Annotated in this window: 10 protein-coding genes; 9 read left to right on the plus strand and 1 reads right to left on the minus strand. The window is 62.4% G+C overall.

Features of this window, described 5'->3' with window-relative positions:
- The first annotated feature begins 105 nt into the window (after positions 1 to 105).
- The 4 genes from NKH37_RS19290 (at position 106) to NKH37_RS19305 (ending at position 4,482) form a co-directional block, all read left to right on the plus strand.
- Positions 106 to 1,191 (plus strand): ABC transporter ATP-binding protein, encoded by a 1,086-nt coding sequence (locus NKH37_RS19290; protein ID WP_353005472.1) that lies wholly within the window; start codon positions 106 to 108, stop codon positions 1,189 to 1,191.
- A gap of 33 nt (positions 1,192 to 1,224) precedes the next feature.
- A complete protein-coding gene (locus NKH37_RS19295) occupies positions 1,225 to 2,550 on the plus strand; it encodes an ABC transporter substrate-binding protein (protein WP_023717435.1) in 1,326 nt (441 codons plus the stop codon).
- Positions 2,551 to 2,735: 185 nt separating this feature from the next.
- The gene (locus tag NKH37_RS19300) at positions 2,736 to 3,587 is read left to right on the plus strand and encodes a carbohydrate ABC transporter permease (protein ID WP_376705884.1); all 852 of its coding nucleotides are present in this window, start codon (positions 2,736 to 2,738) and stop codon (positions 3,585 to 3,587) included.
- A gap of 1 nt (position 3,588) precedes the next feature.
- Positions 3,589 to 4,482 (plus strand): carbohydrate ABC transporter permease, encoded by an 894-nt coding sequence (locus tag NKH37_RS19305; RefSeq protein WP_023717433.1) that lies wholly within the window; start codon positions 3,589 to 3,591, stop codon positions 4,480 to 4,482.
- A 97-nt stretch (positions 4,483 to 4,579) separates the two neighbouring features.
- Here the strand turns inward: NKH37_RS19305 and NKH37_RS19310 are convergent, their stop codons facing one another.
- A complete protein-coding gene (locus NKH37_RS19310; protein WP_353039448.1) occupies positions 4,580 to 5,578 on the minus strand; it encodes an alpha/beta fold hydrolase in 999 nt (332 codons plus the stop codon).
- A 134-nt stretch (positions 5,579 to 5,712) separates the two neighbouring features.
- Between NKH37_RS19310 and NKH37_RS19315 the strand changes: the two genes are divergently transcribed.
- From NKH37_RS19315 to NKH37_RS19335, 5 genes are all read left to right on the plus strand, one after another.
- Positions 5,713 to 6,444, plus strand: a complete 732-nt coding sequence (locus tag NKH37_RS19315; protein ID WP_353041289.1) for a competence/damage-inducible protein A — start codon at positions 5,713 to 5,715, stop codon at positions 6,442 to 6,444.
- Positions 6,445 to 6,539: 95 nt separating this feature from the next.
- A complete protein-coding gene (locus NKH37_RS19320; RefSeq protein WP_023717430.1) occupies positions 6,540 to 7,373 on the plus strand; it encodes a universal stress protein in 834 nt (277 codons plus the stop codon).
- A 127-nt stretch (positions 7,374 to 7,500) separates the two neighbouring features.
- Positions 7,501 to 8,001 carry a xanthine phosphoribosyltransferase gene (gpt, locus tag NKH37_RS19325; protein WP_353041291.1) on the plus strand — a complete coding sequence of 167 codons (501 nt, stop codon included), beginning with the start codon at positions 7,501 to 7,503 and terminating at the stop codon, positions 7,999 to 8,001.
- A gap of 200 nt (positions 8,002 to 8,201) precedes the next feature.
- The gene (locus NKH37_RS19330; RefSeq protein WP_023717429.1) at positions 8,202 to 8,690 is read left to right on the plus strand and encodes an NUDIX hydrolase; all 489 of its coding nucleotides are present in this window, start codon (positions 8,202 to 8,204) and stop codon (positions 8,688 to 8,690) included.
- 655 nt (positions 8,691 to 9,345) lie between these two features.
- Positions 9,346 to 13,110: a vitamin B12-dependent ribonucleotide reductase gene (locus tag NKH37_RS19335; RefSeq protein WP_353005475.1), complete on the plus strand. Its 3,765-nt coding sequence runs from the start codon at positions 9,346 to 9,348 to the stop codon at positions 13,108 to 13,110.
- The last annotated feature ends 140 nt before the right edge of the window (positions 13,111 to 13,250 follow it).

Raw genomic sequence — 13,250 nt, forward strand, 5'->3', positions numbered from 1 at the left:
GTCTCACATCGCGCGTGACCGGGGAGGAGCCTGGGCGCTGTCGCGGGCCAGGCAAGAAAGCGGTTTCCTTCGAAGTCGTTGCAGGAATCAGTCGGGAGGAGATCGATGGCGTCTGTCGCAATCGGCGATGTCTACAAGTCATTTGGGACCGTCGAGGTCCTGCACGGGGTCAGCGTCGATATAAACGACGGCGAGTTCGTCACGTTGGTCGGTCCTTCGGGTTGCGGAAAGTCGACCCTGCTCAGGATGATCGCCGGCCTGGAAAAGATCTCGCGCGGCCAGATCGCGATCGGCAAACGTATCGTCAACAACGTTGCGCCAAAAGAGCGCGACGTCGCCATGGTTTTCCAGAACTATGCGCTCTACCCGCATATGACGGTCGCCGAGAACATGGCGTTCTCGCTGATGCTCAAGGGCGTTCCCAAGACGGAGAGCGATGCCGGCGTGCGGCGCGCGGCCGAAATCCTGGGACTGGTGCCGCTGCTCGACCGGTATCCGCGCCAGCTTTCCGGCGGCCAGCGCCAGCGCGTCGCCATGGGCCGCGCGATCGTGCGCGATCCGCAGGTCTTCCTGTTCGACGAGCCGCTCTCCAATCTCGATGCCAAGCTCCGGGTGCAGATGCGCGCCGAGATCAAGGAACTGCACCAGCGCCTGAAGACGACGACGGTTTACGTCACCCACGACCAGATCGAGGCCATGACCATGGCCGACAAGATCGTCGTCATGCACGACGGCATCGTCGAGCAGATCGGGCCGCCGCTCGAACTCTACGACCGGCCGAACAATCTTTTTGTCGCCAGCTTCATCGGCTCGCCCGCCATGAACATGCTGAGGGGCGAGATCGTAAGCGACGGCTCGCCGTCGTTTCGCGGCGCCGGAGGGATTTCGATCCCGTTGGCCTCGGCACTTTCCATCGGCAATGGTGAGCCGGTCGTGCTGGGGATACGGCCCGAGCATTTGCGGCTATCCGACAATCAGGGCATTCCGGTCACTGTCGTGGTGGTCGAGCCGACAGGGTCCGAAGTGCAGCTCATCGGCCGAACCGCCGGCGGCGAGGAGATCGTCGCCAATTTCCGGGAACGGCATTCCTTCACGCCGGGCGAAACCATCCGGCTTACGGCCGAGCCTGGCCTCATCCATCTCTTTCACGGCAAAACCGGACAGCGGTTCGAAACACCCATCAAGCAGTAGGACGGCACGGACAATAAGCAGGAGGAAGCGAGCATGAAATTCACCAGACGCGACGTGATCCGCACCACCGCCGGCGCTGCGGCGGGAGCCTTGGGAAGCCGGCTCATCGGCTCTCCCGCCTTTGCCCAGGAGGGATTCAAGTACAAGCCCGAGGACGGCGCCAAGCTCAGGCTGCTGCGCTGGTCGCCCTTCGTGCAGGGCGACGAGGATCAATGGCTGGCCAACACCAAGCGCTTCACCGAAGCGACCGGTGTCGAGGTCCGCGTCGACAAGGAAAGCTGGGAGGACATCCGTCCCAAGGCAGCGGTCGCCGCCAATGTCGGCTCCGGCCCGGACTTGATGTTGGTCTGGTTCGACGACCCGCATCAATATCCCGACAAGCTGCATGACGTGACGGAACTGGGCGAATATCTCGGCTCGAAATATGGCGGCTGGCACGATGGACCGAAGCAATATGCGACACGGCAAGGCAAATTCCTCGGCCTGCCGCTGGCCACCATCGGCAATGCCATCGTCTATCGTGAAAGCTGGGTGAAGGAGGCCGGCTTCTCCGAATTTCCGAAGGACACGGCAGGCTTGCTCGAGCTTTGCAAGGCATTGCAGGCGAAGGGACACCCGGCCGGCTTCACGCATGGCCACGGCGTCGGCGACGGCAACAACTACGCCCACTGGCTGCTATGGAGCCATGGCGGCCAGATGGTCGACGAGAGCGGCAAGGTGACGATCAACAGCCCCGAGACGCTGAAGGCGATCGAATACGCGCAACAGCTCTACAAGACGTTCATTCCCGGTACCGAAAGCTGGCTCGACGTCAACAACAACCGCGCCTACCTGGCCGGCGAATTGAGCGTGATCGCCAATGGCATTTCCGCCTACAACACCGCCAAGATCAACAAGGACAAGGATCCGAAACTGACCGAAATCGCCAAGGACACGCGCACGACTAACCTGCCGATCGGTCCTGTCGGGAAATCCGTCGAGCTGTTCCAGGTGACCACGGCCGTGATCTTCGACTACACGCCCTACCCCAATGCGGCCAAAGCCTATCTGCAGTTCATGTTCGAGGAACAGCAAATGTCGCAGTGGATCACGTCCTCGGCGGGCTATTGCTGCCAGACGCTCAAAGCCTTCGACAACAACCCGGTGTGGACGGCCGATCCGAACAATGCCGCCTACGCCAAGGCCTCGGCGACGCTGCGGCCCAACGGCTATGCCGGCCCGCTCGGCTATGCTTCGGCGGCGACCATGGCCGACTATGTGCTGGTCGACATGTTCGCCAAGGCGGTGACAGGCCAGGCGACGCCGCAAGAAGCGATGGCAGAAGCCGAGAAGCGCGCAAACCGCTACTATCGCGTTTGAGCGGATTCAGCCGGGCAGCCATGCTGCCCGGCTTCGAATCGCGCATGGCCGCCTGGCCGATCAATGAGACTTAGAGGAGCCGACCCATGGCCGTGACCTCCGCTGCCGCTCAGCCACCCCGGTCGACGCTGTCGCGCATTTTGACGTTCGTGTCTGAAAGTCATAACGCGCTTGGCTTCGGCTTCATGCTGCCGGCGGCGGCGCTGCTGCTGGTCTTCCTGACCTATCCGCTCGGGCTCGGCGTCTGGCTCGGCTTCACCGATGCCCGCATCGGCCGCCCCGGCATCTTCATCGGCATCGAGAACTACGAATATCTGTGGGATGACGCCGTCTTCTGGCTCTCCGTCTTCAACACCTTGCTCTACACGATCAGCGCCTCGATCCTGAAGTTTGCGCTAGGCCTCTGGCTGGCGCTTATCCTCAACCAGAACCTGCCGTTCAAGTCGTTCTTCCGCGCGATCGTCCTGCTGCCCTGGGTGGTGCCGACGGTGCTGTCGGCCATCGCCTTCTGGTGGATCTACGATTCGCAGTTCTCGATCCTGTCCTGGGCGCTTATGGAAATGGGCCTGATCGACCATCGCATCAACTTCCTCGGCGATCCGGAGAATGCGCGCGCTTCGGTCATCGCCGCCAATGTCTGGCGCGGCATTCCTTTCGTGGCGATCACGCTGCTTGCCGGCCTGCAGACGATTCCGCAGTCGCTCTACGAGGCCGCCACGCTCGACGGCGCCAGCCGCTGGCAATTGTTCCGCTATGTGACGCTGCCGCTGCTGACGCCGATCATCGCCATAACCATGACGTTTTCGGTGCTGTTCACCTTCACCGATTTCCAGCTGATCTATGTGCTGACGCGCGGCGGGCCGGTGAACGCCACCCATCTGATGGCGACGCTGTCGTTCCAGCGCGGCATTTCCGGAGGCCAGCTTGGCGAAGGCGCCGCGATCGCAGTCGCCATGATCCCGTTCCTGCTGGCGGCGATCCTGTTCAGCTACTTTGGCCTGCAACGCCGCAAATGGCAGCAGGGCGGCGGAGATTGACATGACCGCGATCGAAACGAGCAAACGCCCCGAACTCGACGAAGGCGGCATGGGCTACCTGCAGAGTGTGCCGCGCCGCGTGGTGACGGTTTACCTGCCGTTGCTGATATTCGTCATCGTGCTGTTGTTTCCGTTCTACTGGATGACGATCACGGCGGTTAAGCCCAACCTCGAGATGACCGACTACGCCAATTTCAATCCATTCTGGGTGGTGCATCCGACGCTCGAGCATATCCGCTATCTTCTCTTCGAGACGTCCTATCCGGGCTGGCTGCTCAACACGATCATCATCTCGACCGCCGCCACTTTCCTGTCGCTGCTGGCAGCAGTGTTCGCTGCCTATGCGATCGAACGCTTGCGGTTCTCCGGGGCGCGGCAGGTCGGCCTCGCGGTGTTCCTGGCCTATCTCGTGCCGCCGTCGATCCTGTTCATTCCGCTGTCGGTGATGGTGTTCAACCTTGGGCTTTACGACACGCCCTTCGCGCTCATCCTCACCTATCCGACCTTCCTGATCCCGTTCTGCACATGGCTGCTGATGGGTTACTTCCGCTCGATCCCGTTCGAGCTGGAGGAATGCGCGCTGATCGACGGGGCGAGCCGCTGGCAGATCCTCACCAAGATCGTGCTGCCGCTGTCGGTGCCGGGCCTGATTTCCGCGGGCATCTTCGCATTCACGCTGTCATGGAACGAGTTCATCTACGCCTTGACCTTCATCCAGTCGTCCGAAAACAAGACTGTGCCGGTCGGCGTGCTCACCGAACTGGTGCGCTCGGACGTCTATGAATGGGGGGCGCTGATGGCGGGAGCGCTGATCGGCTCGCTGCCGGTGGTGGTGCTCTATTCGTTCTTTGTCGAGCACTATGTTTCCTCGATGACCGGAGCCGTGAAGGAATAAGTTCGGAGGTATTCCCAGCGGCCGGGATGTCCCGAGGCACCCTGCCGGCCGAGGCTGCGGCGGGTTGCACACCTTTGCGTGAGGTTCCGGGAGGGTGTCAGCTGCTGGTGTCGGACTTCGGCGCAAATGCGCGGTCGGCAATGCGTTCGATGAAAGCGACGACCCGTTCCGGCCCGACGAATTGTGGCATATGGCCAAGCCCCTCGACCGGCTCGAAATCGAGCCCGCTGATCTTTTCCATCAGCGGCCAGCCATGGATATCGATGCCCAGCACGACGTCGGAAGCACCAAACAGAATGCCAGCCGGCATGGTGATCTCGCGATAGCGTTGCTCGATACGGCCAAGGTCGTGCTCGATGGCCACGACATCGGTCGACGTTGCATAGAAATGGCTTGGCCTGAGCCCGCACCAGCCGCCGCCCTCGACCATATAGTCGGCCGGCGTCGCCTGCGGCGCGAAAATGAAGGCCAGCGTGCGTTCTGCGTATCTGAGAGCCGCCGGGATCGCCACCGTGTGAGCCATGATCCGGCGCCGCAGCGGCGACTGAATGTATAGCGGGCCGAACTTCTCGCGCGCGTCCGGCTCCAGATGGGTCAGCGGCGCCAGCAAGGCGATACCGGAAACCGCCTCGGGATGCTCGACAGCCAGCGTCAGCGCGATGGCGCCACCCAGCGAATGGCCGACGATCAGCGGCTTTTGCAGTCCAAGCGCCTCGATAAAATGCCGCACGATCTCGGCCTGCTCGGGTAGCCGCCCGCTGGCGCCCCTGGCCCGCACCGAATAGCCGGAACCCGGACGGTCGAGCGCGATCAGCCGATAGTTCGGGCCGAACCGTCCGAACAGCGTGTGGCGGAATTGATGAAGCTGCGCGCCAAGGCCGTGCAGGAAGACGATCGGCCGCCCCTCGCCCATCTCGAAATAATGGATGCGATTGCCGTCGATCTCGATGAATTTACCGCTGGCCGGCACCAGCCTTTCGGCTTTCGCCGCAATCCGCAGCGTCGCCAGCACAGGATAAGCTGCCACGACGAGCGCCAGCAGAAACAGCGCGCCGGGCAGCCATAGAAGAATCGATACCGGCATGTTCTTGCTCATGGCCCAAACCGGCGCAGCATCACCCGCCGAAGGTTCCACTGCAAGGGAGGTGGCACAGGCGGATCCGTCGTTTGGCGGCATTGCTGCCGGCCGTTCGCCGCGCTATCTCAGGCGACCCGTTGCCGGAGCCTGCCATGACCGAAATCGTCACCGCCGCCATGCTCGTCATCGGCGACGAGATTCTGTCCGGCCGCACCAAGGACAAGAACATCGGCCACCTCGCCGACATCATGACGGCGATCGGCATCGACCTGAAGGAAGTGCGCATCGTTGCGGACGAGGAAGACGAGATCGTCGCTGCGGTGAATGCGCTGCGCACCCGCTACAGCTATGTCTTCACCACCGGCGGCATCGGCCCGACGCATGACGACATCACCGCCGATTCCATCGCCAAGGCCTTCGGCGTGCCGTGCGAATACGACGCCGGGGCCTACGCCCTGCTGGAGGCAAGCTATGCTGCCCGCGGCATCGAATACACCGAAGCGCGCAAGCGCATGGCGCGGATGCCGCGCGGGGCAGACCACATCGACAACCCAGTGTCGGTTGCGCCGGGCTTTCGCATCGGCAACGTCCATGTCATGGCCGGCGTGCCGGCGATTTTCCAGGCGATGCTCGACAATGTCGTGCCGACGTTGCGGGCCGGCACCAAAATGCTGTCGGCCACCGTGGAATGTCCGTTCGGCGAAGGCCTGATCGGGGGGCCGCTGGGCGACATCCAGAAGGCGCATCCGGACACGATCATCGGCTCCTATCCGAAATATGGCGACGGCAAGTTCTGGACGGAACTGGTGGTGCGCGCCCGCAGCCAGCAGGCGCTGGACTCCGCACGCGCCGACGTAGAGGCTATGGTGGCGAGCTTGACCTGAGCAAGCAGGGTAGGCTGATCGGCCGGCTTGACGGAACCAGCATCGCGCAGTGACGTTTGTCACGAGTGGGATCGCCGTAAAACTGAGGGATTGCCATGCGCTTCAAGACCATCGTCGCCATATTGCAGAATGAACAGGACGCCGAGCGCGTTCTCGACTGCGCGATCCCGCTGGCCAGCCGGTTCCAGAGCCATCTGATCGGCATTCATGCCGAGGCGCTGCCCGTGCCCTACACCTCGGCCACCGGCTTTCCGGACACCGAGTTCCTGCAGGTTTCGGCCGACATGAACCGGGAGCGCGCCGAGAAGTTGCAGGCGGCCTTTCACAAGCGCGTCGAGAATTCCGGCCTGTCGTTCGAGTGGCGCAGCCTCGAGAGTTTTTCCGGCGACAGTGCGCTGACCGGCATCTCGACCGTTCGCACCGCAGACCTGATCATCGCCGCGCAGCGCGAATCGAGCGGCGATCCGAGCGCCGACGTCGACACGCTGGTCTACGATGCCGGCCGGCCGGTGCTGGTGGTGCCGCATTCGGGTCCGCTGGTCACCAGCTTCAAGCACGTGCTGCTCGCCTGGAACGGCAGCAAGGAGGCCGCGCGCGCGGCCTTCGATGCCCTGCCCTTCATCATCGAGGCCGAGAAGACGGACATCGTCGTCATCGACCCGCCGGATACGCTCGAAGAGGCGCCGGAAACGGCCGGCGCCGAGATCGCCGCCTCGCTGTCCAGGCACGGCGCCACCGTCAGCGTCTCGGTGCTGAGGTCCGGCGGCGCCTCGGTCGACGACATCATCCAGACCAGGGTCGCCGAATCGGGCGCGGACCTGCTCGTGCTCGGCGCCTACAGCCATTCCTGGCTGCGCCAGCTGCTGTTCGGCGGGGTGACGCGAACGGTGCTGCGCACCGCGCCGGTGGCGGCTTTCCTGTCGCGGTAAGTTCATAGAGATCACGGGTTGGACAATCGCTTTGCCGCGCCCTTGCCAAGGCCAAGCCTTTCCAGTTAATTCCGCCCGCATTCCATAGTGTCTGCGCGCGATGCGCGCTTTGCGGAGTGCGCGAAAGATGTCCCTGCCCGAAAAAGCCTTCCCGGTCTCCTGGGACCAGTTCCACCGCGATGCACGCGCGCTCGCCTGGCGGCTTGCCGGCGCCAACAAGGGGCAATGGAAGGCAATCGTCTGCATCACGCGCGGCGGCCTGGTTCCGGCCGCCATCATTTCGCGCGAGTTCGGCATCCGCATCATCGAGACGGTCTGCGTTGCCTCCTATCACGATTATACCAGCCAGGGGCAGCTGCAGGTGCTGAAGGAGGTCACCCCAGCGCTGCTCGCCGATGACGGCGCCGGCGTGCTGATCATCGACGACCTCACCGACACCGGCAAGACGGCAGGAATCGTGCGCGCGATGATGCCCAAGGCTCATTTCGCCACCGTCTATGCCAAGCCGAAAGGCAGGCCGATGGTCGACACTTTCGTTACCGAGGTCAGCCAGGACACCTGGATCTATTTTCCCTGGGACATGGGCTTCACCTACCAAAAGCCGATCGCCGACGACCACGCCGGCTGATTCGCGGTAACGCCGCTTCCGTCGGAAGACAGCGTCGAGCACTCCTTGAAGGAGTGTCCCCGGCACACGATATTTCCTTAATCGACCCCCATTGGAGTGGTTAACCAGTCCACATGAAGTTTTTTACTTTTATTGCTTATGATTAGCCGTAAGATTCACGAGACGGCAAATGATTCTGGGAGCTGGGGCAAGCTTCTCCGATGTTGACGAGGCCAACGACGCACAACCATCTGGCCGAAAGAGTCCGGCGGCTCTTCGGCACGGCGCCGTGCCGCCTTCAGGTTGCAGCGCTGCCCTGGCGCGATAGCGGCGACAGCGTCGAAATCATGCTGATCACCAGCCGCGATACCGGCCGCTGGGTGCTTCCCAAGGGCTGGCCGGAAGCAAAGGAGCCGCTTTGCGAAGCAGCGGCGCGCGAGGCCGGCGAAGAGGCCGGGCTGCGCGGCACGATCTCGCATCATGAGGCCGGCCGCTATTTCTATGCCAAGGTGCTGGCGTCCGGCGAGGAAGTGCCCTGCGAGGTGCTGGTGTTTCCGCTGCACGTCGACAAGGTCGCCGACCGGTGGAAGGAAAAGCGGGCGCGCATCCGCAAATGGGTCAGCGCCGCCGAGGCGGTACGCATGGTCAACGAGCCTGACCTCTGTCAGATCATCGCCCATTTCGGTGCCGACCCGCATCGCTTCAACTGAGTCGGCACATGGCTTCCGAGTCGGCATGGTCTTCGCTGCGGCCAAGGGCCTTCGAGCGTCGGCACCAGGCTTGTGGCTGCAAAAACGGAAATCAGCGCGCTTCTGTCCCCGTTATCCACATATGTGACACACAAGATGTTGGGGTCATAAAAGCTACGCAAACGAATCCTTGACGGCGCAAAACGAGTCGCCTTTTATAGGCCATGCGCTCCTGTTGAGAGTGCGACCGGAAAAGTTTCGAGGCCGGTCTTTTTCCCGGAATATGTGCGTTTTGATCCGCATTCCCGCCTGTTTACGAGGCCGGCGAAGGCGTGGGATTTTGAAGCCTTGGGGGGCGAAAGGGGAGGATTGTCGGACTTGAATAAATTGTCTGTTAACACTATATTTAGTGTTTGCAGGTAGGTTCGACGCTAGATAATGTGAATTTCCCTCGACCGAGGGTGTTACAAAAAGTTTTCAGTTTTGAGGGACCCACAGGGTCCGTGAGCGCGTTGGACAGCGGCCGCGCAGGAGGTTCGACCGGCAGGGCGGCGGAGACTGTGAAGATGAGAGTCGGGGTTTTCGAACGCCGGCAGACGGCGGCCATGCGCGTTTCGTCAAGAGGGCAGAAATCCTCTGGGAAAAGCGCTATATGTAGACAAAAGGGACCGGACCAATGCGCATCGAGCGTCGTTTCACCAAGCCAGGGCAATCAGCTTACGCGGAGATCGAGTTCCGCAAGGCGCTTTCGGAGATCAAGAATCCGGATGGCTCGGTGGTGTTCCGCTTGGACAACATCGACGTGCCGGCGCAGTTCTCCCAGGTTGCCGCCGATATCCTGGCGCAGAAATATTTCCGCAAGGCGGGCGTCCCGGCACGGCTGAAGAAGGTCGAAGAGACGCAAGTCCCCTCTTTCCTGTGGCGCTCGGTCGCCGACGAGGCTGAACTGGCCAAGCTGCCGGAAGCCGAGCGCTACGGTTCCGAGACCGACGCCCGCCAGGTCTTCGACCGGCTTGCCGGCACCTGGACCTATTGGGGCTGGAAGGGCGGCTACTTCAAATCGGAGGAAGACGCGCGCGCCTTCCGCGACGAGCTCGCCTATATGCTGGCCACCCAGCGCGTCGCGCCGAATTCGCCGCAATGGTTCAACACCGGCCTGCACTGGGCCTATGGCATCGACGGTCCCAGCCAGGGCCATTTCTATGTCGACCCGTTCACCGGCAAGCTGACCAAGTCGAAGTCTTCCTACGAACATCCGCAGCCGCATGCCTGCTTCATCCAGGGCGTGCAGGACGACCTCGTCAATGAGGGCGGCATCATGGACCTGTGGGTGCGTGAGGCGCGCCTGTTCAAATACGGCTCCGGCACCGGCTCCAACTTCTCGTTCCTGCGCGGCGAAGGCGAAAAGCTGTCGGGCGGCGGCCGCTCGTCGGGGCTGATGAGCTTCCTCAAGATCGGCGACCGCGCGGCCGGCGCCATCAAATCGGGCGGCACGACGCGTCGCGCGGCAAAGATGGTCATCGTCGACGCCGATCATCCCGATATCGAGGAATTCATCGACTGGAAGGTCAATGAGGAGCAGAAGGTCGCCTCGCTGGTCACCGGCTCGAAGATCGTCAAGAAGCATCTCGAAGCAATCATGAAGGCCTGCATCAACTGCGAAGGCAATGGCGACGATTGCTTCGACCCGGCGGTCAACACCGCGCTGAAGCGCGAGATCAAGCTGGCCAAGAAGGACGCGGTGCCGGAGAACTATATCTACCGCGTCATCCAGTTCGCCAAGCAGGGCTACACCGCGATGTCGTTCAAGACCTACGACACCGACTGGGATTCGGATGCCTATCTCACCGTTTCCGGCCAGAACTCCAACAATTCGGTGTCGCTGAAGGACGATTTCCTGCGCGCCGTCGAGCAGGATGGCGACTGGCATCTCACCGCCCGCAAGGACGGCAAGGTGCTGAAGACGCTGAAGGCGCGCGATCTCTGGGAAAAGATCGGCTATGCCGCCTGGGCGTCGGCCGATCCGGGCCTGCATTTCAACACGACGATGAACGACTGGCACACCTGCGCCTCGGCCGGTGCGATCCGGGCGTCCAATCCGTGCTCGGAATATATGTTCCTCGACGACACCGCCTGCAATCTGGCCTCGATCAACCTTCTGCCCTATCGCAACGCCGACGGCACCATCGACATCGCCGCCTACGAGCACACGGTGCGGCTGTGGACCATGGTGCTGGAAATCTCCGTCATGATGGCGCAGTTCCCGTCGAAGGAGATCGCCAAGCTTTCCTACGAGTACCGCACGCTCGGCCTCGGCTACGCCAATATCGGCGGCCTGCTGATGACCTCGGGCATTCCCTATGATTCCGACGAGGGCCGCGCCATCTGCGCCGCCCTCACCGCGATCATGACCGGCACCGCCTATGCCACTTCGGCTGAAATGGCCGCCGAGCTCGGCGCCTTCCCCGACTACGACCGCAATGCGCAGAACATGCTGCGCGTCATGCGCAACCACCGCCGTGCTGCCTATGGCGACAGGGACGGCTACGAGAAGCTCGCCGTCAACCCGGTGCCGCTGGTCGCCTCGGATCTCAGGCAGCAAGAGCTTGCCGACCATGCCAAGGCCGCCTGGGACCGCGCCATCGAGCTTGGCGAGGAGCATGGCTACCGCAACGCGCAGGCAACGGTGATCGCCCCGACCGGCACGATTGGCCTGGTGATGGATTGCGATACCACCGGCATCGAGCCCGACTTCGCGCTGGTAAAATTCAAGAAGCTCGCCGGCGGCGGCTATTTCAAGATCATCAACCGTGCGGTTCCGGAAGCGTTGCGCACGCTTGGCTATTCCGAGAGCCAGATCGCCGAGATCGAGGCCTATGCCGTCGGCCATGGCAATCTCAACCAGGCGCCTGCCATTAACCCCGGCTCGCTCAAGGCAAAAGGCTTCACCGACGACAAGATCGCGGCGCTCAATGCGGCGCTGAAGTCGGCCTTCGACATCAAGTTCGTCTTCAACCAGTGGACGCTGGGCGCCGAATGGGTGAAGGAGAATTTTGGCTTCACCGATGAGCAGCTCAACGATTTCTCGTTCGAGATGCTGCCGGCGCTTGGCTTTTCGAAGAAGGACATCGAGGCCGCCAACATCCATGTCTGCGGGGCGATGACGCTGGAAGGCGCGCCGTTCCTGAAGGCCGAACACCTGCCGGTGTTCGACTGCGCCAGCCCGTGCGGCAAGATCGGCAAGCGTTCGCTGTCGATCAACAGCCACATCATGATGATGGCGGCGGCGCAGCCCTTCATCTCCGGCGCCATTTCCAAGACCATCAACATGCCGAACGACGCGACGGTGGAAGACGCCAAAGGCGCCTACATGCTGTCGTGGAAGCTGGCGCTGAAGGCCAACGCGCTCTATCGCGACGGCTCGAAGCTCTCGCAGCCGCTCAATGCCTCGCTGCTGGCCGATGGCGAGGAGGACGAGGACGAAGCCGTCGAGCAGCTGATCGCGGCACCGGCCGCGCAGCGCGCCGTTCAGGTGACCGAGAAGATCGTCGAGCGCGTCGTCGAGCGTCTCTACCGCGACCGCGAGAAACTGCCGAACCGCCGCAAGGGCTATACCCAGAAGGCGGTCGTCGGCGGCCACAAGGTCTATCTCAGGACCGGCGAGTTCGACGACGGCCGTATCGGCGAGATCTTCATCGACATGCACAAGGAAGGTGCCGCCTTCCGGGCGATGATGAACAACTTCGCCATCGCCATCTCGCTCGGCCTGCAATATGGCGTGCCGCTCGACGAATATGTCGAGGCCTTCACCTTCACCAAGTTTGAGCCGGCCGGCATGGTGCAGGGCAACGACGCCATCAAGAACGCCACGTCGATCCTCGACTATGTGTTCCGCGAACTTGCCGTATCCTATCTCGGCCGCCACGATCTCGCCCATGTCGACCAGTCGGATTTCGACAAGACCGCACTCGGGCGCGGCATCAACGAAGGCAAGGCGACGCCCTTCTCCAAGGGCCTGACCCGCGGTGCCTCGCCGGTCAAGCTGGTGTCGGGCATGGGAGCGGAGCCCAAGGGCTTTGCCGGCGCGGGCTCCGGAACTCCGTCCCGTACCGCCCCGACCGCCTTCTCCGGCTCCAACGTGCTGACGTTGAAGCCGGCCAGCGACGAAGCCATCGCCTACAAGCGCGACTATGAGGAACGCGCCAGGGAACTGGTCGAGGACATCGTCTACGCGGAAGCGTCCGACCCCACGGAGCTGTTCACCGACGAGGCCGCAAAAGAAGCAGCCGAAGCCAAAGCGCTCGCCGCCAACCGGCGCCAGCAATCATTGATGCAGGGCTACACCGGCAACGAATGCTCGGAGTGCCATAATTTCACGATGGTGCGGAACGGGACTTGCGAGAAGTGCGATACTTGCGGGGCGACGAGCGGGTGTAGCTGAGAAGCGGCTTTGAGTTGACTTCGCAGGTACCAAAGGCCCGGTGCAATCCGGGCCTTAACTTTTGCGCGACAATTCGCGATTTGATATCGTCACCTTCGTATCCTACTTCATAAGGAATTAGGTCACAGATTCATGGAATC

This window comes from Mesorhizobium sp. M1217 (genome assembly GCF_040318275.1).
GTDB lineage: Bacteria > Pseudomonadota > Alphaproteobacteria > Rhizobiales > Rhizobiaceae > Mesorhizobium.